The 22989-nt window shown below is 66.0% G+C and carries 22 protein-coding genes and 2 tRNA genes; 10 read left to right on the top strand and 14 right to left on the bottom strand.

Features of this window, described 5'->3' with window-relative positions:
* The first annotated feature begins 79 nt into the window (after positions 1 to 79).
* Complete coding sequence (locus tag EDF50_RS12405; protein WP_123519848.1) at positions 80 to 313, top strand: cell division protein CrgA; 234 nt, start codon at positions 80 to 82, stop codon at positions 311 to 313.
* A gap of 161 nt (positions 314 to 474) precedes the next feature.
* Here the strand turns inward: EDF50_RS12405 and EDF50_RS12400 are convergent, their stop codons facing one another.
* Both EDF50_RS12400 and EDF50_RS12395 read right to left on the bottom strand, forming a co-directional pair.
* The gene (locus EDF50_RS12400; protein WP_123519847.1) at positions 475 to 1323 is read right to left on the bottom strand and encodes a rhomboid family intramembrane serine protease; all 849 of its coding nucleotides are present in this window, start codon (positions 1321 to 1323) and stop codon (positions 475 to 477) included.
* On the bottom strand, positions 1324 to 1863 hold the full coding sequence (locus tag EDF50_RS12395) for a peptidylprolyl isomerase (RefSeq protein ID WP_123519846.1): 540 nt from the start codon (positions 1861 to 1863) through the stop codon (positions 1324 to 1326).
* 137 nt (positions 1864 to 2000) lie between these two features.
* On the opposite strand from EDF50_RS12395, the gene EDF50_RS12390 reads away from it, so the two are divergent.
* On the top strand, positions 2001 to 2537 hold the full coding sequence (locus tag EDF50_RS12390) for a hypothetical protein (protein ID WP_123519845.1): 537 nt from the start codon (positions 2001 to 2003) through the stop codon (positions 2535 to 2537).
* 270 nt (positions 2538 to 2807) lie between these two features.
* On the opposite strand, the gene EDF50_RS12385 is transcribed toward EDF50_RS12390, so the two are convergent.
* The 10 genes from EDF50_RS12385 to dnaA all read right to left on the bottom strand — a co-directional run bounded on the left by EDF50_RS12385 (position 2808) and on the right by dnaA (position 14191).
* Positions 2808 to 2880 (bottom strand) — tRNA-Ala (locus EDF50_RS12385).
* A gap of 83 nt (positions 2881 to 2963) precedes the next feature.
* Positions 2964 to 3037: transfer RNA gene (locus EDF50_RS12380), tRNA-Ile, on the bottom strand.
* A 73-nt stretch (positions 3038 to 3110) separates the two neighbouring features.
* Positions 3111 to 3518 (bottom strand): DUF3566 domain-containing protein, encoded by a 408-nt coding sequence (locus EDF50_RS12375; protein WP_043595295.1) that lies wholly within the window; start codon positions 3516 to 3518, stop codon positions 3111 to 3113.
* On the bottom strand, positions 3511 to 6198 hold the full coding sequence (gene gyrA, locus EDF50_RS12370; RefSeq protein WP_123519844.1) for a DNA gyrase subunit A: 2688 nt from the start codon (positions 6196 to 6198) through the stop codon (positions 3511 to 3513). The genes EDF50_RS12375 and gyrA overlap by 8 nt, the downstream gene beginning before the upstream one ends.
* A gap of 77 nt (positions 6199 to 6275) precedes the next feature.
* Entirely contained in the window at positions 6276 to 8249 is a 1974-nt protein-coding gene (gene gyrB / locus EDF50_RS12365) for a DNA topoisomerase (ATP-hydrolyzing) subunit B (protein ID WP_123519843.1), read from the bottom strand.
* Between the two features lie 166 nt (positions 8250 to 8415).
* A complete protein-coding gene (locus tag EDF50_RS12360) occupies positions 8416 to 8970 on the bottom strand; it encodes a DUF721 domain-containing protein (protein ID WP_123519842.1) in 555 nt (184 codons plus the stop codon).
* Positions 8967 to 10163 carry a DNA replication/repair protein RecF gene (gene recF / locus EDF50_RS12355; RefSeq protein ID WP_123519841.1) on the bottom strand — a complete coding sequence of 399 codons (1197 nt, stop codon included), beginning with the start codon at positions 10161 to 10163 and terminating at the stop codon, positions 8967 to 8969. Before recF ends, EDF50_RS12360 begins: the two co-directional genes overlap by 4 nt.
* A 17-nt stretch (positions 10164 to 10180) precedes the next feature.
* The gene (gene gnd / locus EDF50_RS12350; RefSeq protein ID WP_123519840.1) at positions 10181 to 11068 is read right to left on the bottom strand and encodes a phosphogluconate dehydrogenase (NAD(+)-dependent, decarboxylating); all 888 of its coding nucleotides are present in this window, start codon (positions 11066 to 11068) and stop codon (positions 10181 to 10183) included.
* Between the two features lie 60 nt (positions 11069 to 11128).
* Positions 11129 to 12277 (bottom strand): DNA polymerase III subunit beta, encoded by a 1149-nt coding sequence (dnaN, locus tag EDF50_RS12345; RefSeq protein WP_123519839.1) that lies wholly within the window; start codon positions 12275 to 12277, stop codon positions 11129 to 11131.
* A gap of 498 nt (positions 12278 to 12775) precedes the next feature.
* A complete protein-coding gene (dnaA, locus tag EDF50_RS12340; RefSeq protein ID WP_123519838.1) occupies positions 12776 to 14191 on the bottom strand; it encodes a chromosomal replication initiator protein DnaA in 1416 nt (471 codons plus the stop codon).
* Between the two features lie 385 nt (positions 14192 to 14576).
* On the opposite strand from dnaA, the gene rpmH reads away from it, so the two are divergent.
* From rpmH to EDF50_RS12300, 8 genes are all read left to right on the top strand, one after another.
* Positions 14577 to 14714, top strand: coding sequence for a 50S ribosomal protein L34 (gene rpmH, locus EDF50_RS12335; RefSeq protein ID WP_043595303.1), 138 nt, complete (start codon positions 14577 to 14579; stop codon positions 14712 to 14714).
* Between the two features lie 8 nt (positions 14715 to 14722).
* The gene (gene rnpA, locus EDF50_RS12330) at positions 14723 to 15058 is read left to right on the top strand and encodes a ribonuclease P protein component (protein ID WP_123519837.1); all 336 of its coding nucleotides are present in this window, start codon (positions 14723 to 14725) and stop codon (positions 15056 to 15058) included.
* Positions 15055 to 15417, top strand: coding sequence for a membrane protein insertion efficiency factor YidD (gene yidD, locus EDF50_RS12325; RefSeq protein ID WP_123519836.1), 363 nt, complete (start codon positions 15055 to 15057; stop codon positions 15415 to 15417). Before rnpA ends, yidD begins: the two co-directional genes overlap by 4 nt.
* A gap of 10 nt (positions 15418 to 15427) precedes the next feature.
* Complete coding sequence (yidC, locus tag EDF50_RS12320; RefSeq protein ID WP_123519835.1) at positions 15428 to 16384, top strand: membrane protein insertase YidC; 957 nt, start codon at positions 15428 to 15430, stop codon at positions 16382 to 16384.
* Positions 16381 to 16944: a R3H domain-containing nucleic acid-binding protein gene (locus EDF50_RS12315; protein WP_123519834.1), complete on the top strand. Its 564-nt coding sequence runs from the start codon at positions 16381 to 16383 to the stop codon at positions 16942 to 16944. The genes yidC and EDF50_RS12315 overlap by 4 nt, the downstream gene beginning before the upstream one ends.
* 10 nt (positions 16945 to 16954) lie before the next feature.
* Entirely contained in the window at positions 16955 to 17590 is a 636-nt protein-coding gene (rsmG, locus tag EDF50_RS12310; RefSeq protein ID WP_123519833.1) for a 16S rRNA (guanine(527)-N(7))-methyltransferase RsmG, read from the top strand.
* Between the two features lie 175 nt (positions 17591 to 17765).
* The gene (locus EDF50_RS12305; RefSeq protein WP_123519954.1) at positions 17766 to 18737 is read left to right on the top strand and encodes a ParA family protein; all 972 of its coding nucleotides are present in this window, start codon (positions 17766 to 17768) and stop codon (positions 18735 to 18737) included.
* Positions 18737 to 19684 carry a ParB/RepB/Spo0J family partition protein gene (locus tag EDF50_RS12300; RefSeq protein WP_123519832.1) on the top strand — a complete coding sequence of 316 codons (948 nt, stop codon included), beginning with the start codon at positions 18737 to 18739 and terminating at the stop codon, positions 19682 to 19684. Before EDF50_RS12305 ends, EDF50_RS12300 begins: the two co-directional genes overlap by 1 nt.
* Positions 19685 to 20610: 926 nt before the next feature.
* Here EDF50_RS12300 and EDF50_RS12295 read toward each other — a convergent pair.
* Both EDF50_RS12295 and EDF50_RS12290 read right to left on the bottom strand, forming a co-directional pair.
* A complete protein-coding gene (locus EDF50_RS12295; RefSeq protein WP_123519831.1) occupies positions 20611 to 21573 on the bottom strand; it encodes a D-alanine--D-alanine ligase in 963 nt (320 codons plus the stop codon).
* Positions 21574 to 21651: 78 nt separating this feature from the next.
* Complete coding sequence (locus tag EDF50_RS12290) at positions 21652 to 22956, bottom strand: PLP-dependent aminotransferase family protein (protein WP_123519830.1); 1305 nt, start codon at positions 22954 to 22956, stop codon at positions 21652 to 21654.
* Positions 22957 to 22989 lie beyond the last annotated feature (33 nt).

Raw genomic sequence — 22989 nt, 5'->3', positions numbered from 1 at the left:
TGGAGAACGCGTCCGCGACCGGGAACGGCCGTGATGTCCCTCCCAGGCCCGAAAAGGGCCTCACGGTACACTGTGCGCCATGGCCAAAGACACGAACCGCAGCACGAAGCCCGCCCGCACCGCCGAGGACGCGCCGAACCCCGTGTGGTTCAAGCCGGTCATGTTCGGCTTCATGCTCGTCGGCCTCGCTTGGATCGTGGTGTTCTACGTCAGCCAGAGCACCCTTCCGGTGTCATCTCTCGGCTCGTGGAACATCTTGGTCGGCTTCGGCATCATGTTCATCGGGTTCCTGATGACGACGCGGTGGCGCTAGAACGCACCTTCGAACTTACACGGCTGTAACTATCCCCAATGTGGGAAACCCTGTGGATAACTCCCCTGTGGATAACCTGACCAGGTGAGAACGCGTCGGCCGACGAGAAGAGGCGGCTCCCCGATGGGGAGCCGCCTCTCGTCGTCCATGGATCGTTCGCTTCAGAGCAGACCCACGAGTTGAGCCGATCGGGCCAGGAGCGCCGCCACCACGATGACGCCGATCCCGACGAGCACTGCGATCTGCAGCGCGTGCTTGGAGCGATGACGGGTCTTCGAGAAGAGGAACGCGATGGCCCCGCCCACGACGATGCCGCCGAGGTGAGCCTGCCAGGCGATGCCGGGCACGATGAAGCCGATCGCCAGGTTGATGCCGACGAGCACCAGGAGCTGGATGCTCCGGCCACCGAGGCTGCGCGCGATCACGAAGAACGCCGCCATCAGACCGAAGATCGCGCCGGACGCGCCGACGACAAAACTGCCCGGGGCCAGCAGGGCCACGGCCGCGGAGCCCCCGATGCCCGACAGGAAGTAGAGCGCGGCGAACCGACCTCGACCCAGCTGGCGTTCGAGTTCTGCTCCGAAGATGTACAGCGAGTACATGTTGAAGAGGATGTGCAGGATGCTTCCGTGGACGAACATCGTCGTCACGGCACGCCAGGGCTGCACGATCTCGAGCGGTGGGTAGAAGGCCAGGGCCCTCGTGACGACTCCGTTGCCGGTACCGGTCACGAGCTGCAGCAGGAAGACCGCGAGGGTCACGGCGATGATGCCGTAGGTGACGACGGGTGCTCCGCGCCGTGAGGCGCTGCGGACCCGACCGACGACCTGCGGTTGGAGGCGCGGTGCGTTGCCCCGCGCCTCCTTCACGCACTCCGGGCAGTGCACGCCCACCGCGGCCGGCGTCTGACACTCACCGCAGATGGTGCGTCCGCACCGCTGGCACAGGACGAAACTCTGCCGGTCGGGGTGCCGGTAGCAGAAGTTCGACCGATCGTGCGGATCGGTCACCTAGACCTCGTCGATGGTGACGCTCTCGAGCACCACGTCGTCGAGCGGCTTGTCACGCGCGTCGGTCTTGACGGCCTCGATCGCGTCGACGACCTTCTTGGACTCGTCGTCGGCGACCTCACCGAAGATGGTGTGCTTGCCCTGCAGCCACGGGGTCGGAACCGTGGTGATGAAGAACTGCGAACCGTTCGTGCCCTTGCCGCCACGTGTGCCGGCGTTGGCCATCGCGAAGATGTAGGGGGCGTTGAAGTTCAGTTCGGGGTGGATCTCGTCGTCGAACTGGAAGCCGGGCCCGCCGACGCCCTGCCCGAGCGGGTCGCCGCCCTGCAGCATGAAGTCCTTGATGATGCGGTGGAACACGACGCCGTCGTAGAGCTTGTCGGTGCTGACCTTGCCGGTGGCCGGGTGGGTCCACTCTTTGGTGCCGGTGGCCAGGCCGACGAAGTTCGCGACGGTCTTCGGGGCGTGGTCGCCGAAGAGGTTCACCTTGATGGTGCCGTGGTTGGTCGTGAGGGTTGCGACAGCGGTGTGCGTTGACATGTCGTCATTCTCCCACAGCCACCTCGGCACACCAGCGACTCCCCAGGGACCGTTCCGTGACCTGTCAGGAACCTCCGTGCCACACTGGGACGGGCCAGCGACGCTGGCTCCACTGCCTACTCGTTGGAGGAACGTTCATGGCCCTGTCACGCAAGCAGAAGAAAGAACTCAAGAAGTTCAAGAAGCACGCTGCGGCGGTGTGGGGTGAGCAGCGCGGCGTGATCGACCACGCCGGCAAGGTCATCGGTGGTTACCGCGACGACGCCGTCAAGATCGCGAACAAGAAGGTCGTCCCCCAGATCAAGCACGCGGTGGACTCCAACGTCTGTCCCGTGGTCTCGCAGGGACTCTCGACCGGGTCGCACTACGCGTCGGTCGCTCAGGACCGCTTCAAGCACGACGTGTACCCGGCGTTCTCGTCAGCTCTCGGCAACCTCGACCTCGCCAACGACCCGAAGGTCAAGAAGGCCGTCAAGAACGCCAAGAAGCAAGGCAAGAAGGCTGCGGCGAAGTACGTGCCGCGTCAGCAGAAGTCGGGCCCCGGCGTCGGTGGCGTCCTACTGATCGGCGTGGGCGTCGTCGCCCTCGGTGCGCTGGTCTTCGCGGCCGTGCAGACCCTGCGCGCCGACGACGAGCTCTGGGTCGCCGACGACGACGCCGACACCAAGGCCTGACCCCCGCACCCCACGAAGGGCCCGCCTCCCCCCGGAGGCGGGCCCTTCGTCGTCCACAGCCCTGCGACTGCAGCGCGCGGCCCCGGCCCCGGCCCGGCCCCACCCTTGGCCCAACGTCGCATGCACGTCGGCGAAGCCGACACGGGCCCGGAGGGACTTAGACCATCACACCGCCCCTGCGCCGCAGGGGCGGCGGCGCAGCAAAGAGCACAGAATGAGAAGTGCCCCTGCTCGCTGATGTCGTCAGCGAGCAGGGGCAGAGCAATCGAGTGGAGCCTGGGAGAATCGAACTCCCGACATCCTGCTTGCAAAGCAGGCGCTCTACCAACTGAGCTAAGGCCCCGACCCCCCGGTCACCGGGGGAACGAGCACGATCTCACCCTCGTTCCCGTCAGAAGACGAGTGGAAGACGAGACCGGTACTGCGTGGGGCTAATAGGACTTGAACCTATGACCTCTTCGTTATCAGCGAAGCGCTCTAACCGCCTGAGCTATAGCCCCCGGACCGTCGTAAAGCCTACAGCACCACGACGGCGAACTCGAATCGACGGTTCGCGCCGACCCGAGCGGTGGATCAGTTGTTGGTGAAACCGACGAGCAGACCGCCGGTGATGCGCACGCTCAGGTTGTAGAGCACGGCGACGATCGCGCCGAGGACCGTGCCGACGACCACGTTGAGGATGGCCACCACGATCGAGAAGAGCATGATCTGACCGACGTTGAACGTGTCCTGGATCGAGAAGCTCGAGTCGCCGAGGATGTCGCGCAACAGGGCGTCGAGGTCGTCGAAGATGCCGGTCTGATTGAGGATGGCCCAGATCAGGAAGGTGGCGACGACCGTGATGATGCCGATCGCGACCGAAATCAGGAAGGCCAGCTTCACGACCGACCAGAAGTCGATGTAGACGAGCTTGAGGCGGACCTGCTTGGTGCCGGACGGTCGTTTCGCCTTCTTCTGGAGTCTCTCGGCGACACTACTCATTGTTCGTTTCCTCTCCGGCGGTTCCGGTGGCCTCGTCGTCGGTCGACTCGGCTTCGACCGACGTGTCGTCGGTCGTGGGGATCTCGTTGTCGGCGTCGACGGACTCGACGGACTCGACAGACACTACGGCCTCGGCCACGGCGTCCGCACTCTCGTCGACCTCGGCCGCGAGGTTGCGCTCGCTGTTGCGGGCCACCGCGATGATGCGATCGTCACTCGCGAACCTGGCGAAGACGACGCCCATCGTGTCGCGGCCCTTGGCCGGGACCTCGGAGACGGCCGATCGGACCACCTTGCCTCCGGACAGGACCACGAGCACCTCGTCGTCCTCGCCGACGATCAGGGCGCCGGCGAGGTCGCCCCGCGCCTCCGCGAGTTTGGCGACCTTGATGCCGAGACCGCCGCGGTTCTGGACACGGTACTGGTCGGCGGCGGTGCGCTTGGCGTAACCGCCCTCGGTGACGACGAAGACGTAGCCCTCTTCGCCCACGACGGAGGCGCTGAGCAGCGTGTCGTCGTCGCGGAAGGTCATGCCCTTCACGCCGGAGGTCGATCTGCCCATGGGGCGCAGCGACTCGTTGGTCGCCGTGAATCGCAACGACATGCCGTGACGGGAGACGAGCAGGAGGTCGTCGTGCTCGTCGACGAGCAGCGCCGAGACGAGCTCGTCGTCGTCGCGCAGGTTGATCGCGATGATCCCGCCGGTGCGGTTCGTGTCGTACTCGGTGAGCGCCGTCTTCTTGATCAGGCCGTCGCGTGTGGCGAGGACGAGGTAGTCGGCGACCTCGTAGTCGCGGATGTCGAGCACCTGCGAGATCTGCTCGTCGGGCTGCATGGCGAGGAGGTTGGCCACGTGCTGACCCTTTGCGTCGCGGCCGGCTTCTTGCAGCTCGTACGTCTTGGCGCGGTAGACGCGACCCTTGTTCGTCAGGAACAACAACCAGTGGTGGGTCGTGGTCACGAAGAAGTGGTCCACGACGTCGTCCGCGCGCAGCTGGGCACCACGGACGCCCTTGCCACCACGGTGCTGGCTGCGGTAGTTGTCGCTGCGGGTGCGCTTGACGTACCCGCCACGCGTGATGGTGACGACCATCTCTTCTTCGGGGATCAGGTCTTCGACGCTCATGTCGCCGTCGAAGCCGAACATGATCTCGGTGCGGCGGCCGTCGCCGAACTTGTCGGTGATCTCGGCGAGCTCCTCGCTGACGATCGTGCGCTGGCGCTCCGGCTTGGCCAGGATGTCCTGGTAGTCGGCGATCTCGCGCTCGAGCTTGTCGGCGTCGTCCTGGATCTTCTGACGCTCGAGGGCGGCCAGGCGTCGCAGCTGCAGGTTGAGGATGGCCGAGGCCTGGATCTCGTCGACGTCGAGGAGGTCCATGAGACCCGCGCGCGCCTCCTCGACGGTCGGCGACCGACGGATGAGCGCGATGACCTCGTCGAGGGCGTCGAGAGCCTTCAGGTAGCCACGCAGGATGTGCGCGTCGGCTTCGGCCTTCTTCAGACGGAAACGGGTGCGGCGCTGGATGACGTCGATCTGGTGGTCGACCCACGCCGAGATGAAGCCGTCCAGCGCGAGGGTGCGGGGCACGCCGTCGACGATCGCGAGCATGTTCGCGCCGAAGTTCTCTTGCAGGCTCGTGTGCTTGTAGAGGTTGTTCAGCACCACCTTGGCCACGGCGTCGCGCTTGAGCACGATCACGAGGCGCTGGCCGGTGCGACCCGAGGTCTCGTCCCGGATGTCGGCGATGCCGCCGATGCGACCGTCCTTGACCAGCTCGGCGATCTTGATCGCGAGGTTGTCGGGGTTGACCTGGTACGGCAACTCGGTCACGACGAGGCAGGTGCGGCCCTGGATCTCTTCGACGTTGACGACCGCGCGCATCGTGATCGAACCGCGTCCCGTGCGGTAGGCGTCCTGGATGCCGCGGACACCGAGGATCTGCGCCCCCGTCGGGAAGTCGGGACCCTTGACGCGCTGCATGAGCGCCTCGAGCAGCTCCTCGCGGGTCGCGGTCGGGTTCTCGAGGTACCACTGGGCACCCGAGGCGACCTCGCGCAGGTTGTGCGGGGGGATGTTCGTCGCCATGCCGACGGCGATGCCGACCGAGCCGTTGACCAGAAGGTTGGGGAACCGGCTGGGCAGGATCGCCGGCTCGCGAGTGCGACCGTCGTAGTTGTCCTGGAAGTCGACGGTGTCCTCGTCGATGTCGCGCACCATCTCGAGCGCGAGGGGAGCCATCTTGGTCTCGGTGTACCGCGGGGCGGCCGCGCCGTCGTTGCCGGGCGAGCCGAAGTTGCCCTGGCCGAGCGCGAGCGGGTAGCGCAGGCTCCACGGCTGGACGAGACGGACGAGCGCGTCGTAGATCGCCGTGTCGCCGTGGGGGTGGAACTGGCCCATCACGTCGCCGACGACGCGCGAGCACTTCGAGAAGGCACGGTCGGGGCGGTAGCCGCCGTCGTACATCGCGTAGATGACACGACGGTGCACGGGCTTCAGGCCGTCACGCACCTCGGGCAGGGCCCGACCGACGATGACGCTCATGGCGTAGTCGAGGTACGAGCGCTGCATCTCGAGCTGCAGGTCGACCTGCTCGATGCTGTCGCGCTTGGGCGCCTCGGCGAAGGTCTGGGCCCCCTCGGCGTCGGTGCCCTCGGGGGTGTCTGTCGGCTCGTCGGCCATGATTCTCCGTTTGTCGTGGTCTGCCCCGTGGTGCTCGTCGGGGCGCGGGCGTGCTCCGGTTCAGCCGGAGGCGCGCATCAGATGTCGAGGAAGCGGACGTCTTTCGCGTTCTGCTGGATGAAGTTGCGGCGCGACTCGACGTTCTCGCCCATCAGGGTGTCGAAGATGGTGTCGGCGGCCACGGCGTCCTCGAGGGTCACCTGCAACAGCGTGCGGGTGTCAGGGTCCATCGTGGTCTCCCACAGCTCTTTGTAATCCATCTCGCCGAGGCCCTTGTAGCGCTGGATCGCGTTCTCTTTCGGGATGCGCTTGCCGGCCGCCCGACCCGACACGAGCACGGCGTCGCGTTCGGCGTCGCTGTAGACGTACTCGTGGCTGGCGTTGCTCCACTTGAGCTTGTAGAGCGGGGGCTGCGCGAGGTACACGTAGCCGAGGTCGATGAGGGGACGCATGTAGCGGAAGAGCAGGGTGAGCAACAGCGTGGTGATGTGCTGTCCGTCGACGTCGGCATCGGCCATCAGGACGATCTTGTGGTACCTCGCCTTGTCGGGGTCGAAGTCTTCTCCGATGTCGGCGCCGAAGGCCTTGATCATGGCCTGCACCTCGTTGTTACCGAGGGCGCGGTCGAGACGAGCCTTCTCGACGTTGAGGATCTTGCCCCGCAGCGGCAGGATCGCCTGTGTCTCGGGGTTTCGGCCCTGCACGGCAGAGCCGCCGGCCGAGTCGCCCTCGACGATGAAGATCTCGCTGCGCGAGGGGTCCTTGCTCTGGCAGTCCTTGAGCTTGCCCGGCATGCCGTTCGACTCGAGCACGCCCTTGCGGCGGGTCTGCTCGCGCGCCTTGCGAGCGGCGAGACGGGCCTGCGAGGCCAGGATGCCCTTGCGGACGATCTCGGCGGCCTGCTTGGGATTGCGGTCGAACCAGTCGTTCAGCTGCGAACCGGCGACCTTCTGCACGAACGACTTCGCCTCGGTGTTGCCGAGCTTGGTCTTGGTCTGACCCTCGAACTGCGGTTCGCCGAGCTTGATCGAGATGACCGCCGTCAGACCCTCGCGGACGTCGTCGCCCGACAGGTTGTCGTCCTTCTCCTTGAGCAGGTTCTTCTCGCGCGCGTAGCGGTTGATCAGCGTCGTGAGCGCCGCGCGGAAGCCTTCTTCGTGGGTGCCGCCCTCGTGCGTGTTGATCGTGTTCGCGTAGGTGTGCACACTCTCTTGGTACGAGGTGTTCCACTGCATCGCGACCTCGAGCGAGATCTTCTTCTCGGTGTCTTCTTGCTCGAAGGCGATGATGTCGTCGTGGACCGTCTCGACCTTCTTGGTCGTGTTCAGGTACTCGACGTAGTCGACGAGGCCCTTGTCGTAGTGGAAGACGTCGTGGCGGGGCTCGGCGTCGTCTTCTTGGACGCGCTCGTCGCTGAGCTCGATGCGGAGGCCCTTGTTGAGGAACGCCATCTGCTGGAAGCGGGTGCGGAGCGTCTCGTAGTCGAACTCGACGGTCTCGAAGATCTCGGCGTTGGGCCAGAAGGTGATCGTGGTGCCCGTGGTGTCGTCTTCTTCGCCCTTGGCCAGCGGCGCGACGGGGACGCCGTCGGTGAAGCTCTGACGGTAGACGTTGCCCTGCCGGCGGACCTCGACGTCGAGCTCGCTCGAGAGCGCGTTCACGACCGAGCTGCCGACGCCGTGCAGGCCACCGGACACCGCGTAGCCGCCGCCGCCGAACTTGCCGCCGGCGTGCAACACGGTCAGGACGACCTCGACGGTCGACCGCCCCTCGACGGGGTGGACGTCGACCGGGATGCCACGGCCGTTGTCGACGACGCGCACGCCGCCGTCCTCGCGCATGGTGATCTCGATGTGGTCGCAGTGACCGGCGAGGGCCTCGTCGACCGAGTTGTCGACGATCTCGTAGACCAGGTGGTGCAGACCACGGGGGCCCGTCGAGCCGATGTACATGCCGGGGCGCTTGCGCACGGCCTCGAGACCCTCGAGGACCTGGATCGCACTGGCGCCGTAGGTGTCGTCGGGCTGGGCGTCGGTGGGATCAGCTGACATGTGCGTAGGGGCTCCTGCCGGACGGGACGAAGGTGTGCCGACCGGTCTCGACCGCTGTCTCGGCGGCCTTCGGACGACCTTCCGAGTCTACCGCAGGCCCGTCCACCACGGGGCGAAATCCGCCCTCAGACGGATTTTCCCACTGCACTTGGACGATTCACCCTCGTCATCCGTAAGTATCGCGAGGGCCCCGCCCTGGAACCGATCTGGGGCCGCGTTTCCAGGTCGGGGCGTTGGGTGCCAGGAAACGCACCGACTGGATGCCCGCGTCCGGGTATCGCTGGACGATGGTCGTCGTGACCTGCGTGCGCATCAGCCGCAGCTGCGTCGCCCAGGCCGTCGAGTCGCACTGCACGGTCAGCGTGCCGTCGTCGATGGACACCGGATCCGAGTGCGCGGCCAGTTCGGCACCCACCATGTCGGGCCACGCCGTCATCAGCTCGGACTGCGCCAGCGGGCTGTTCCAGCCGAGCTCGTTGGTGACGGCGGACAGCACGTCGGCGATGCCCCGTGGCTCACGTCCCGTGCCGAACGGCTGACTCGGCGAGCCGAGCTTGATCGACTTGCGCTTCCGAGCGTCCCGTGACCGCGAGTTGGGGTCGCCGAACACGCTGCGGAACCGCAGGTAGACCCGTTGGGCCTCGCTGTCGGGCTGCGCCTCGGGTTCAGGAGGCGCGGGTGGCGTGGACGCCGGGGGCTGCGGTCCGTCGTCGACGTTCACCGCGCCTCCTCGGTGTCGGCCTCGTCCGGCCGCTCGTCGTCGTCGAGGATCGTCCCTTTGGCGATGCGGACGGTGTGGGCCTTGAGCCGAGAGGGGACGTCGCCCTCGACCGCAGCCGTGATCAGCACCTGCTCGTAGTCGGCGACCGCGTCGGCCAGGCGTTCGCGACGGGACCCGTCGAGCTCGGCGAAGACGTCGTCGAGCACGATCACCGGGTCGCCCGTCGGCGAGTCGACCCTCACCACGGCGGCCGAGGCCAGTTTGAGGGCCAGGGCGAACGACCAGGACTCGCCGTGGCTCGCGTAACCGCGCGCGGGGAGACCGTTGAGCGACAGGAAGAGGTCGTCGCGGTGCGGTCCGACGAGCGTGAGTCCCCGTTCGAGCTCGGTCGGTCGGACGCGAACCAGGGCCTGGCGGAAGACCTCGGGCACCTGCTCGGCGGGGATCGACTCGGTCGGCCCCTCGGCCGCGGCCGTCTCGTCGTCGGGTGTCGCGCCCCGGATGCTGAGCACGGTCGAGAGCCGCGCGGCGTGGTCGGCGCCGGCCACCGCCGCGTAGGCGCGAGCCACCTCGGGCGCCAGGTCGGCCGCGAGTCGGTCCCGGGCGACGACGAGCTCGCTGCCGAGGGCCACGAGCCGTTCGTCCCAGATGTCGAGGGTGCCGAGCTGGCCGGCCTTCACCCCGGAGGCGCGGGCCGACTTGAGGAGCGTGTTGCGTTGCCTGAGCACCCGGTCGTAGTCGGTCTGGACGCCGGCGAACCGGGGCGACCGGGCCACCAGGAGCTCGTCGAGGAAGCGTCGACGTCCGGAGGGCTCGCCCCGGACCAGCGCGAGGTCTTCGGGAGCGAACAGGACGCTCGTGAAGTAGCGCGGCAGCTCACGGGGCTTGATGGCGCCGCGGTTGACCTGCGCCCGGTTCGGCGACGACCGGTTGATCTGCACCTCGGCCAGGAGTTCGCGGTCGTCGGCCAACAGTCGGGCCCGGACGACGGCCGAGTCCCGACCCTGGCGGATGAGCGCCGCGTCGGACGAGACCCGGTGGGATCCGAGGCTCGACAGGTAGCCGAGGGATTCGACGAGGTTGGTCTTTCCTTGGCCGTTGCTGCCGACGAAGAGGTTCGGCCCGCGCGCGAGGCTGACTTCGGCAGACGTGTAGTTGCGGAAGTCCGTCAGGCTGAGATGCAGTACTCGCACGCGGGCCGGTGGAGGCGCTAGGCCTTCTTGACGGCGTGGCCGCCGAACTGGTTGCGCAGTGCGGCGACGGCCTTCATGGTCGGCGAGCCCTCGCCCTGACGCGAGACGAAACGCGCGAAGATCGAGGCGCTGATCGTCGGCATCGGCACGGCGTGGTTGATCGCCTCTTCGAGGGTCCAGCGGCCTTCGCCGCTGTCTTCGACGTAACCCGAGATCTCGGCCAGCTTGGGGTCGGCCTCGAGGGCGAGGACCATCAGCTCGAGCAACCAGGAGCGCACGACGGTGCCGCGCTGCCAGGCCTTGAAGGTTCCGGTGACGTCCTTGATCAGGTCGCTACGGGCCTCGAGCAGCTCGTAGCCCTCGCCGTAGGCCTGCATGATGGCGTACTCGATGCCGTTGTGGACCATCTTGGCGTAGTGACCGGCACCGGTGTCACCGGCGTGGACGAAGCCCTCGTCGCGGGGACCTTCGGGACGCAGCGCGTCGAAGATCGGCTGGGCCAGGGCGACGTTCTCGGCGGAGCCGCCGACCATCAGGCCGTAACCGTTGTCTTTGCCCCAGACACCGCCCGAGACGCCGGCGTCGACGTACTTGATGCCCTTGCCGCCGAGCAGCTTCTCGTTGGCGAAGTCGCTGGTGAACTTCGAGTTGCCGCCGTCGATGACCAGGTCGCCCTCGGAGAGCTCGTTCGAGAGTTCTTCGATGACGCCGGCGGTGATGTCGCCCGCGGGCACCATGACCCAGACGATGCGGGGAGCGGGGAGCGTGGTGGCGAGTTCGGCGAGGCTGGCGACGTCGGAGACGGCCGGGTTCGCGTCGTAACCGGTCACCTCGATGCCGTTGTCGCGCAGGCGGGCGCGCATGTTGTTACCCATTTTGCCGAGACCGACGAGGCCGATGTGCATGAGGATCCTTTGTTCGTGGCGGTGGGGCCCGAAGGCGGCACCGTTGCGTGCAGAGCGCTCTTAGCGCAGGAGGAGGTTGGGCTGCAGCAGGTACTTGTAGCTGTCAGCGCCGGCCTGGTCTTTCGAGGACTGACTGGTGATCAGCACGGGACCGGGCTTGTTCGGGTTCTCCGTCTTGGTGAAGGAGATGCGGACGAACTCGGAATGAACCGCTCCGAGACCGTCGAGGAGGAACTGCGGTTTCAACGAGACCACCGTGTCCTCTCCCGTCAACAACGCATCGATCGACTCTGACGCCTGCGCTTGTTCGCTTCCGATGGCCTCGAGGGTGAGGCCGTCGATCGAGAACGTGAACCTGAGGGCCGCCTCGCGCTCGAGCACGAGCGAGACACGGCGGACCGACTCGACGAGTTCGGCCGTGTTGATCACGGCGTAGTTCTCGACGGTGTCGGGGAAGAGACGCTTCACCGGGGGGAAGTTCCCCTTGATGAGCAACGAGGTGACGGTTTTGTTGTCGGCCTGGAACGCGATGAGCTCTCGCTCGTCGGATCCGGTGATCGAGACCGAGACGGTGCCGGCGTTGCCGAAGGTCTTGCCGACCTCTTGCAGCGTCCGCGCCGGGACGAGAGCCGTGGTCGTGGTCGTGCTGGCCACGGTGCCGGGGTCGAACTCGATGCCGCGGACGGCGACGCGGTAGCGGTCGGTCGCGACGAGCGAAAGCGCGTTCTCGGTGACCTCGAGCTGCACGCCGGTGATGACCGGGGTGACGTCGTCGCGGGACGCGGCGACCGCGACCTGCGAGACCGCGAGGGCGAACGAGTCGCCGGGGACGACGCCCGAGCGGTCGCCCACGGTGGGCAGGGTCGGGTACTCCTCGACCGGCATGCTCAACAGGGAGAAGTTCGCGGATCCGCAGCTGACGGCGATGCGGTTCTCTTCGGTGGAGAAGGTCACCGGTGCGTTGGGCAGGCGACTGGCGATGTCGGCGAGGAGCCGGCCCGAGACGAGGATCGTGCCCGGTTCGTCGATCTCGGCGGGGATGCTCGTCTGTGCCGAGACCTCGTAGTCGAACGACGACAGGGTCAGCCCGTCGGCGTCGGCCTCGATCAACACCCCACTGAGGATCGGCAAGGTGGTGCGCTGGGGCAGCAGCTTGACGGCGAAGGAGACCGCATCGCTGAAGACGTCACGGTTGACCTGGAACTTCACGCGGGGACCCCTATCGACTTCGCTCTCGTGGATGGCCGGTTAATAGTGGCACAGCATCGGGCTGAGCCCTTCCGGAAGGGGCGAGCCGAGGGCTTCGGCCCCCGATCGATCCACAAGGTTGTCTCTCGATCAATTTCTTGTAACCAGGATTAACAGTCTTAACCGTTGTGCACAGTGTGGATAACCTGTTTAAAACCCCGTGGCCCGGGGGAACTACACGCGTGTGACTTGTGGACGGCGTGTGGAACGGAATGACAAGAATCGTGGTGGTCACCCCTCGCCGCCGAGCGGGATCCCACAGGCCCGCCGGATCCGTGAACAACGTCGTCGCGGTTATCCACGAGTTTCCACAAGTTATCCACACTGTGTGGAACGCGTCTCCTGAAGCTGCCTCGAGACACGCCGAGCGCCTCCTGGTACGACGAACGGGCACCGACACGTGGTCGGCGCCCGAACGGGACGGTCGTGGCGGACGGGCCGGCCTGGCCCGCCGACCCGTCACTTGTAGCGGGTGTCCTGCTTGATGCGGCTGGTCAGCTCGGTCACCTGGTTGTAGATCGACCGACGCTCTTTCATCAGCTCGCTGATCTTCTTGTTGGCGTACATGACCGTCGTGTGGTCGCGATTGCCGAAGAGCTGCCCGATCTTGGGCAGGGACAGGCTCGTCAGTTCGCGGCACAGATACATGGCGATCTGTCGTGCGGTCGCGATGGCCTGTGAGCGGGAGGAGCCGTACAGGTCGTCGACCGTGAGCTTGAAGTAGTCCGCCGTGTGGTTGATGATGTCGACCGGCGCGATGATGTTGTCCTCGTCGAGCGTGATGAGGTCTTTGAGGACCGTCTGCACGAGGGCCAGGTCGACGGCCGTCCGGTTGAGGCTGGCGAAGGCCGTGACCCTGATGAGCGTGCCTTCGAGCTCGCGGATGTTGCTCGACACCTTGGTCGCGATGAACTCGAGCACCTCGTCGCGGATCTGCAGCTTCTCGCTCTGGGCCTTCTTGCGCAGGATGGCGATGCGGGTCTCGAGGTCGGGAGCCTGCACGTCCGTGATCAGACCCCACTCGAAGCGCGACCGCATGCGGTCCTCGAAGCCTGTGAGGTGCTTCGGCGGCAGGTCACTGGTGATCACCAGCTGCTTGTCGTGGTCGTGCAGGGTGTTGAAGGTGTGGAAGAAGGCCTCTTGGGTGCTGTCCTTGCCTTGCAAGAACTGGATGTCGTCGATCAGCAGGATGTCGATCTCGCGGTACCGCTGCTGGAAGAGGCTCGAACGGTTGTTGGCGATGGAGTTGATGAAGTCGTTCGTGAACTCCTCGCTGCTGACGTAGCGGACGCGGATGCCCGGGTACATCGTCTCGGCGTAGTGGCCGATGGCGTGCAACAGGTGGGTCTTGCCCAACCCCGACTCGCCGTAGACGAAGAGCGGGTTGTAGGCCTTGGCCGGGGCCTCGGCGACGGCGACGGCCGCGGCGTGCGCGAACCGGTTCGACGCGCCGATGACGAAGTTGTCGAAGCTGTACTTCGGGTTCAGTCGGGAATCGTTGCGCTTGCCGCTCGCGCTCGTCTCGACCGGTGCGGGCACGAACGGCGCCTCGATGTAGTGGACCGGCTCGGACTGCTCGACCTGCTGGGTGAGGGTGTCGGGGGTGATGTCGGGGTTGACGGTGATGGCGAAGCTCGAGACCGAGGTGTCGCCCAGCCCGGCGATGGAGTCGAGGAGCGGCTCCCGGATCCGTTGTTCGAGCATCCCCCGGGTCAGGTCGTTGGGCACCTCGAGGTAGAGGGTGCCGCCGAGGACGCCCTTGGGCTCCACCAGGCTGATGAAGCCGTGCAGCTGCGGCGTGATGCGGTCGTCGGTCGTCAGCGTCGCGAGGACGGAACGCCACAGGTCCTGGACCGGGTCGACGGTGTGCGCCACTGGGAGTCTCTTTCTCGCGGTACGGCGGCGGATCCGGCCGCCTCCGCGTGCGGGTCGCCGTCACCCGCTGGTGTTCGAAGGGTACGAGTGCGGGACGAGTTATGCACAGCTTTCTCCACCGATCGGTTGGCGCCGTTCGGGCCGGGATCGCTGCGTGTTCCCCGTCGTCACGCGGAAGTACCGCGAGAAGTACCCACCTTAGTTCGACCGGGTGTGGAGTCCGCAACCGGAGTTTTCAACAGTGTGGACAAACGCCTTCCGACGAGGCCGTTTGACCAGGGCTCCGATCACGCGTACTTTTAATCAGTTGATTTCAGCCGCGTTGGCTGTACAAGACTTCTCGGATCGTGGCAACAGGCCTGGTCCGCTTTCCTGGAGGACCACCATGAGCAAGAGAACGTTCCAGCCGAACAACCGTCGTCGCGCCAAGAAGCACGGTTTCCGTGCTCGTATGCGTACCCGCGCCGGTCGCGCCATCCTCGCCGCCCGCCGTGGCAAGGGCCGCACCGAGCTCTCGGCGTAGCCACCTCCGTGTTGGCCCGAGCCAACCGGATCGTCCGCGCAGACGACTACCGAACCACCGTGCGCCGTGGCCGCAAGTCGGGCACGGCGCATTCGGTCGTCTACGTGCGTCGTCGCGACGACGACATGATCCGGTTCGGTTTCATCGTGGCCAAGACGGTCGGCAACGCGGTCGTGCGCAACACGGTCCGTCGCCGGCTCAAGGGTGTGTGCCACGAACTCCTGCCGACGCTCCCCCGAGGGCTCGACGTCGTGATCAGAGCCTTGCCAGGCAGCCCTGACGTTGCGTGGTCTACCCTGCTGTCGGACATCTCCGAGGTGGTCGACAGGGGCGTGAAGGCGTGACAAGAGCGGTGCAGTTCGTCGCGTTGCTTCCTCGCAACGCGTGCGTGGCCGTGCTCCGCGTCTACCGTGCCGTCGTGTCACCGCTCTACGGCGACGTCTGCCGCTACTACCCGTCGTGTTCGAGGTACGCCCTCGAGGCCATCCAGCTTCACGGCGTCATGCGTGGCGTGGCCATGGGCAGCTGGCGGATCGCCCGGTGCCACCCCTGGGCCGCGGGGGGCGTCGACGACGTTCCCGAGCCCCGTACACAGAAGTACCACGTCACGAAGTCCGGCTTCGTGACACCGCGATCCCGGACCGCCACCCCCGACTTCGTCGGATCAGGTCGGATCGTCGCACAGAGCCACGGAAAGGGCTGACCCGAACACCATGGACTTCATCGGCACCATCCTCTGGCCCCTGAGATGGGTCGTCGAGGCGATCCTCGTCGGCTTCCACAACGTCCTCACGGCGTTCGGCATGGACACCGCGGCCGGCAGCACCTGGGTGCTCTCGATCGTCGGCCTGGTCCTCGTGGTGCGGGCCTGCCTCATCCCGATCTTCGTGCGGCAGATCAAGAGCCAGCGCCGCATGATGGAGATCGCGCCCCGGCTCAAGAAGATCCAGGACAAGTACAAGGGCAAGCGCGACCAGTTCAGCCGCGAGGCCATGTCGCGCGAGACCATGGCGCTGTACAAGGACACCGGTACCAACCCGCTCAGCTCCTGCCTCCCCCTGCTGATCCAGATGCCGATCTTCTTCAGCCTCTATACCGTGCTCCACAACGCCCAGCAAGAGAAGGTCGGCATCGGCCTGCTCAACGCGGCCCTCTCGAACTCGTTCGGCGAGTCCGCGCTCTTCGGCGCACCGCTGAAAGAGACGTTCCTCGGCGCGACCACCTGGGAGGTCCGCCTCATGGCCGGCGCCATGGTCGTCATCATGACCGCATCGCAGTTCATCACCCAGCTGCAGATCGTGTCGAAGAACATGTCGCCCGAGACCAAGGCGAGCCCGATGTTCAAGCAGCAGCGCATGCTCTTGTACTTCCTCCCCCTCGTGTTCGTCTTCTCGGGTCTGTCGTTCCCCCTCGGCGTCATGTTCTACTGGCTGACCTCCAACGTCTGGACGATGGCTCAGCAGTTCCTGGTGATCCGCAACATGCCCACGCCCGGCAGCGAGGCGGCCCTCGCCCGTGAGGAGCGACTCGCCCGTCGGCAGCAGCGCAAGGGTCTGCCCAGCATCACCGTGACCGAGATCGAGTCGGCTCCTGCCGTGCCCAAGACGACCCAGCGGACGCAGCCCGTCGGCAAGAACCGCTCCAAGAAGCAGAACGGCCCCAAGAAATGACCTCTGACGACTCCACGACCGACATCGTCGAGCCCGCTGCCGAGGGCGACGCCGTCGTCGCCTCGAGCGACACCGAGGAGGCGCGGGTCGCCTCCGACGACGCGACCGACGTCCTCGACGAGGGCGACATCGCAGCGGACTACATCGAAGAACTCCTCGACATCTGCGATTTCGACGGCGACATCGACATCGAGGTCCGAGGTGGCCGCTCGTACATCTCGGTCGATTCGAGTGGAGAACAGAAGCTGAACGTTCTGTCGAAGCCCGAGACGGTCAACGCCCTCCAAGAGTTGACGCGGATCGCGGTTCAGACCAAGACGGGTGAGTTCTCCCGGCTCATCCTCGACATCGGCGGTTCGCGTGCCACGCGCGAGACCGAACTCGGACGCCTGGTGGACCACGCCGTGTCCAAGCTCGAGGAGGGCGCCACGTCGGCCGCGCTCCCGCCCATGTCGTCCTACGAGCGCAAGCTCGTCCACGACATCGTGGCGGCCCGGGGTTTCACCTCGAAGTCCGAGGGCGAAGGCCGCGACCGCCACACCGTCATCACGCGTCCCTGAGCCTGCTGCCGTGACCTCTCCGCAGAGCCTCGAGGCCGAGCCCGCCGTCGCGTCGACGATCTTCGGTGACCGGCTCGACGTCGTCCGCCGATACGTGGCCGACCTCGCCCAGTACGGCGAAGAACTCGGCCTGATCGGTCCGCTCGAGTTGCCCCGGCTCTGGACGCGTCACGTGGTGAACTGTGGCCTGCTGGCACCGCTGCTCGTCCCCGGACGCGTCGGCGACATCGGATCGGGTGCCGGATTGCCGGGGCTCGTGCTCGCGGCGGCGCGGCCGGATTCCACGCTCGTGCTCATCGAGCCCATGGAGCGACGTGTGGACTGGTTGACGGCCGAGGCCGAGCGCCTGGGACTCGACAACGTCGAGGTCGTCCGCGCTCGCGCCGAAGACGTGCAACTCGACGGCTGGCTCGATCAGGCGACGGCTCGCGCCGTGTCCGCCCTCTCGAAGTTGATCCCGTTGACAGCTCCTTTGGTGAAGACGGGTGGGCAACTGCTGTTGATGAAGGGCGCACGGGTCGACGACGAGATCGCGGCGGCTCGCAAGGTCATCGCCCGTCATCACTTGATCGACGTCGAGGCCCGAGAGCTCGGCGTGGGGCTCGTGGACGAGACGACCCGGGTGTTCATCGCGACCCTCGACTAGATGAGCAACAGCGGTGACCGGAAAGTGCATCTGTCCAGGTCTTTTGATGCATCGATCACTTTGCTGAGGTAATCGTGTCGAGGGTGACGCGGGCCACGCGGATCTGAGTTCCCTTTCTTTGTCGGACCCTGCCGATAGACTCGGTCTTCGATCCCCGATGACCACCGAGCCGCTCATGCGTGGTGTGGTCACTCCTCCGGGTAGGTCGTTTCACGTGAAACATGGCGATACGGAGACCCCTTCAGTGAGTTCCTCGGCTGACGACGACAGAAGCACTCCCCTGGCTCGAGAACTTGCCGACTTGAATCGCCGTAAGCAGGCGTTGTCCCGCGAGCCACTGCCGGCACCGGCTTCGACGCGTGTCATCACCGTGTCGAACCAGAAAGGTGGCGTCGGCAAGACGACCACCACCGTGAACCTGTCGGCCGCTCTGGCGAGAAGTGGTGCCAGGGTTCTGGTCATCGATCTCGACCCCCAGGGCAACGCGTCGACAGCCCTCGGCGTGGAACACCGAGCCGAGACCCCGAGCGTGTACGACGTCGTCGTGAACGACGGCCAGGTCGCGGACGTCGTGCAGAAGAGCCCCGAGTTCGAGACTCTGTTCTGCATTCCTGCGACCATCCACCTCGCCGGCGCCGAGATCGAACTCGTGTCGCTGGTCGCCCGCGAGCAGCGACTGAGCAGAGCTCTCTCGGAGTACCTCGCCACCACCGAGAAGGCCGGTGAACGATACGACTACGTCTTCATCGATTGTCCACCGTCGCTCGGACTGCTCACCATCAACGCGTTCGTCGCCGCCAGTGAAGTCCTCATCCCGATCCAGTGCGAGTACTACGCGCTCGAGGGTTTGAGCCAGCTGCTGCGGAACATCCAACTGATCGAGAAGCACCTCAATCCGAAGCTGAAGGTCTCGAGCATCCTGCTGACGATGTATGACGGACGGACGAACCTCGCTCAGCAGGTCGTCGCCGACGTGCGCGAGCATTTTCCTGCTGAGGCTCTCAATACGCTGATCCCCCGCTCCGTTCGCATCAGTGAAGCACCCGGATACGGCCAGACGGTCATCAGCTACGACACCAACTCCCCCGGGTCGATCTCGTACCTCGAGGCGGCCGCCGAACTAGCACGTCGAGGAGCACCCCAGTAATGGCAACCAAGCGAACCGGTCTTGGGCGTGGAATCGGCGCCCTCATCCCCGTCTCCGACGAGAGCCAGGACCGCCCGGTCGACGTGTTCTTCCCCACGGCACAGCAGACGGCAGACGAGCTCATCGCCGTGCCGGGTGCCCGGCTGGCGAATCTCAACCCGCTGGACATCACTCCGAACGCGCAGCAGCCGCGGGCGGAGTTCCGTCCCGAAGAACTCGCTGAGCTGGTGACGTCCATTCGCGAGGTGGGGGTGCTGCAGCCGATCGTCGTTCGTCCCGTCAAGAAGGCCGGCAAGGGCGCGGCACAGTACGAGCTGGTGATGGGTGAGCGGCGCCTCCGGGCCACGAAAGAACTCGGGCTCGCGACGATCCCGGCCATCGTCAAGGACACGGCTGACGATGCCATGTTGCGGGACGCGCTGCTCGAGAACTTGCACCGCGCCGAACTGAATCCGCTCGAAGAAGCATCGGCTTATCAGCAACTTCTTGCCGATTTCGGCATCACGCAGGACGAATTGGCGACGCGTATCGGTCGAAGTCGTCCCCAGATCACGAACACGCTGAGGTTGCTGCGGCTGCCGGCGGCCGTCCAGCGTCGGGTCGCCTCCGGAGTTCTGACGGCGGGCCATGCTCGAGCCATTCTGAGCACGGGTGACCCGGTGCTGATGGCTCGCTTGGCAGACCGCATCGTTAACGAAGACCTGAGCGTTCGCGCGGCCGAGGCGATCGCGGCGGGGGGCAGCGCAAAACCCAAGACCACTCGCACGGGGACGCCCGGTAAACACCAGGCTCACCTCGACGAGGTGGCGGAGAGTCTCGGTGATCGATTCGAGACGCGGGTCAAAGTGTCACTGGGTGCCCGAAAGGGCTCCATCACCATCGACTTCGCCTCCATGCAAGATCTGAATCGCATTCTGGGCCAGTTGGGACACGAGCAGGAGGATTAGTTCCCACCTCTACCCCCTATCTGGACGGTTTCACGTGAAACGTCGCACTCCTGTCGCTCTGCGGCAGGATGCACGTGTCCATGGCCGAAGGTGTGCCACAGGGGCGATGTTTCACGTGAAACGGGATCTGGGCAGCTGAGTCCTGGCTCGCCTTCCGGTCCCAGTCTCTAATTCGCCTTCAGTTATCCGGCTGCCAATGTGCCGAGGCCTCCTCTGTCGGGGGTGTCGTACCCCAGGCGGTCGATACCGTGTCGGACACGGCCCGAGGTCCGAGGTGCAGGCCTGACGCATGACGGGTCAGTGACGAGTCCTGCGGTCAGCCGAGACTCTTGCCTCTAGCCACCGGCAGGTGCAGAGTGCGGACGGCCGTGTCGAGTGCCAGAGGGGGCATCAGCCGATCACCCTTCGGGGCACGGACCGAACGAAGCATGCCGATGGGCGTCGAGTGGTGCCCGGGGGCGGTGAATCGGTTGACCGTCTCCGTAGATCCGGCTGCTACTCCTACTCCGCTGCCGTCCATCGGCCTGCGACTTCGAACTGGAACGCGGAGTCGAGACCATTCGTCAGTCGGAGAGAAGCCGCACCTACTGTCGTGACTGTGGACGCCTGATTCCAGACCCATCAGTGTCAATCAAGCGGAGTAGAGCAATACCCGGTCAAGGGCCATTCGCGTGCAGTATGGTCGTTGGGTGGCAGCTGATGTCATTGGGTGCGAGGGGGGTGTCTTCACACGTGGTCCGTGGTGGCTGAACCAGGTCGTCGAGATCTTGTGGTGTCCCATAATCTCGGTCAGTGGGTGGTGAGACATCACTGCATCGGTTGAACGGTAGGTATCGCGCCTCTCACTACTTCGACATCGAGCTGTCGTGATCGAGGCCCCGCAGCACCCTGCCAACGTTTCACGTGAAACGTTGACTCGGCGCTCATCAGCGGTGGTGGTCAGCCACGGCCTTCTCTGCGAGGGCGGCGTAGAACATGCCGAGTTCGTAGCCTGCGGACTCCAGGGCCATGGGGACGAGCGACGTCTCGGTCAGGCCGGGCAACACGTTGACTTCCAGGAACCACGGCGTCCCTGTCGCGTCGACGATGAGGTCCACACGCGACAGATGCCTCAACCCGAGGGCCTCATGGACGGCGACAGCGGCGTGCGCGGCGGCTTCTGCAGCCGACGGGGCGAGTCGAGCGGGTGTGTAGAACGTGGTCTCCCCCGCGTTGTAGCGAGCCTCGAACCCGTAGAACCCCTGGCGGGGCACGATCTCGACGGCCGGGAGGGCGATGGGGCCGTCGCCCGTGTCGATGACACCGACGGCGACCTCGGTGCCGGTGATCTTCTGCTCGACGATGACGTCGTCGCAGTAGGTGTACGCGTCGACCATGGCCCTGGGCAGGGCGCCGATGTCGTCGACGACCGTGACACCCTGGGCCGACCCGCCTCGCGCCGGCTTCACGACGACGGGCACCGGGTGCTCTTCGGCGATCGCCGCCAGCACGCCGACTGCGCCGAGCTCACGGAAGGCGTCGTGCGACAACGTGATGCCCCGTGGCGTGGACACACCGGCGCGTCGAGCGAGCTCTTTCGCCGTGGGTTTGTCCCAGGCCAATCGTGCGGCGGCAGCCGTGCTTCCGACGAAGGGGACGTCGAGCGCCTCGAGGAGACCGCGCAGGGCTCCGTCCTCTCCGCTGGCACCGTGCAGCGCGGGCCACACGACGTCGGGTCGAGTCGTCGCCAGGTGTCCGAGCAAGGTTGCGTCGGGATCGCGGAGCTCGACCTCGATGCCGTAGGTGACGAGACTGTCGACCACGCGCCTCCCGGATCGGAGGGAGACGTCGCGTTCGTGCGAGATCCCTCCGGCGAGTACGGTGACGGTTCGCAGCTCACTCGTTGCCATGGTGGGGTCCGGGTCTCTTCCTCATGTCAGGTGGGTCGACATCTGCACTATGGGGCAGCAGATTGCATAAAGTGCTGGTCAAATGGTGTTCGGGGGTGGCACGGCGACGCTCTGGGGGCGCGCGACGGGCTGAGGCAGGCTCGCGGGGGAGAACGTGCGCAGCAGGTCGATCTCGCCGTTGACGACATTGGCGAGGCGTGCGACCCCCGTGCGAATCGACTCGGGCGTCGGATAGCAGAACGAGAGGCGGATGTTCTGTCGGCCGTCGCCGTCGGCGAAGAACGCCGTGCCGGGCGTGTAAGCCACGAGCTCTTTGACCGCTCGGGGCAGCATGGCCTTGGAGTCGAGCTCGGGAGGCAACCCGACCCAGACGAAGAAGCCCCCGTCGGGGACGTTCCAGGTGAGGGACGGGAGGTACTCCCCCAGCGCCGAGATCATCGCGTCGCGCCGCTCGCGGTACAACGCGCGGAAGGTCTCGATCTGCCCGCGCCAGTCGGCCTGGTCGAGGTACTCGGTGATGACGAACTGCCCGAACGAGTTCGGCGACAGGGTGGCCGACTCGTTCGCGAGGATGAGCTTCTCGCGGATGGCGTGCGGAGCGAGGGCCCACCCCACCCGGAATCCGGGCGCGAGCGTCTTGGAGAACGACCCGAGGTAGATGACACCCTCGTCGTCGATCGAGCGCATCGCCTGGGGGGCCGGCTGGTCGAAGTAGAGCAGACCGTACGGGTTGTCCTCGAGGACCAGGATGCCGGCCGAGCGGCAGATCTCGAGGATCTCGACCCGACGGGCCCAGGTGAGCGTGACGCCGGCCGGGTTGTGGAAGTTCGGGATCGTGTAGAGGAACTTGATGCGACCACCACGGGCCCTGACGGCTGCGATGGCCTCGCGCAGGGCTTCGGGCACGAGGCCGTGCTCGTCCATCGAGACGTGGACGACGTCGGCCTGGTACGCCTTGAAGACGCCGAGCGCACCGACGTAGCTGGGTGACTCGGCGAGGACGACGTCACCGGGGTTCACGAAGAGGCGGGTGACGAGGTCGAGGGCCTGCTGTGAGCCCGTCGTGACCACCACGTCGTCGGCGCTGCCGCGGATGCCCTCCATCGCCATGATCTGCATGATGTGCTCGCGGATGGCGGGGGTGCCCTGACCGCTGCCGTACTGCATCGCCATCGCTCCCCCGTCGGCCATGACGCGGTCGATGGCTCCGGTGACCAGCTCTCGGGGCAGGGCCGACACGTACGGCATGCCGCCGGCCAGCGAGACGACCTCGGGGCGGGAGGCGACGGCGAACAGGGCTCGGACCTCGGAGGCGCTGAGGCCGGCCGTACGGTCGGCGTACGAGTCGTACCACGGATCGAGGTTGGTGCCCTTGTCGCTCATCGGTGTCCCTGTTCTGTCAGAGGGTAATGCGGT

It is taken from the genome of Frigoribacterium sp. PhB24 (assembly GCF_003755185.1).
Taxonomy (GTDB): domain Bacteria; phylum Actinomycetota; class Actinomycetes; order Actinomycetales; family Microbacteriaceae; genus Frigoribacterium.
Note: the sequence above shows the minus strand (reverse complement) of the source record. Positions and strands in the feature narration are given on the sequence as shown.

Excerpts from the sequence above, each read along its gene's own strand:
- EDF50_RS12405 (WP_123519848.1), top strand. The coding sequence starts at position 80 with ATGGCCAAAGACACGAACCGCAGCACGAAGCCCGCCCGCACCGCCGAG.
- EDF50_RS12395 (WP_123519846.1), bottom strand. The coding sequence starts at position 1,863 with ATGTCAACGCACACCGCTGTCGCAACCCTCACGACCAACCACGGCACC.
- EDF50_RS12390 (WP_123519845.1), top strand. The coding sequence starts at position 2,001 with ATGGCCCTGTCACGCAAGCAGAAGAAAGAACTCAAGAAGTTCAAGAAG.
- EDF50_RS12375 (WP_043595295.1), bottom strand. The coding sequence starts at position 3,518 with ATGAGTAGTGTCGCCGAGAGACTCCAGAAGAAGGCGAAACGACCGTCC.
- gyrA (WP_123519844.1), bottom strand. The coding sequence starts at position 6,198 with ATGGCCGACGAGCCGACAGACACCCCCGAGGGCACCGACGCCGAGGGG.
- gyrB (WP_123519843.1), bottom strand. The coding sequence starts at position 8,249 with ATGTCAGCTGATCCCACCGACGCCCAGCCCGACGACACCTACGGCGCC.
- gnd (WP_123519840.1), bottom strand. The coding sequence starts at position 11,068 with ATGCACATCGGCCTCGTCGGTCTCGGCAAAATGGGTAACAACATGCGC.
- rpmH (WP_043595303.1), top strand. The coding sequence starts at position 14,577 with ATGAGCAAGAGAACGTTCCAGCCGAACAACCGTCGTCGCGCCAAGAAG.
- yidC (WP_123519835.1), top strand. The coding sequence starts at position 15,428 with ATGGACTTCATCGGCACCATCCTCTGGCCCCTGAGATGGGTCGTCGAG.
- EDF50_RS12315 (WP_123519834.1), top strand. The coding sequence starts at position 16,381 with ATGACCTCTGACGACTCCACGACCGACATCGTCGAGCCCGCTGCCGAG.
- EDF50_RS12305 (WP_123519954.1), top strand. The coding sequence starts at position 17,766 with ATGCGTGGTGTGGTCACTCCTCCGGGTAGGTCGTTTCACGTGAAACAT.
- EDF50_RS12300 (WP_123519832.1), top strand. The coding sequence starts at position 18,737 with ATGGCAACCAAGCGAACCGGTCTTGGGCGTGGAATCGGCGCCCTCATC.
- EDF50_RS12295 (WP_123519831.1), bottom strand. The coding sequence starts at position 21,573 with ATGGCAACGAGTGAGCTGCGAACCGTCACCGTACTCGCCGGAGGGATC.
- EDF50_RS12290 (WP_123519830.1), bottom strand. The coding sequence starts at position 22,956 with ATGAGCGACAAGGGCACCAACCTCGATCCGTGGTACGACTCGTACGCC.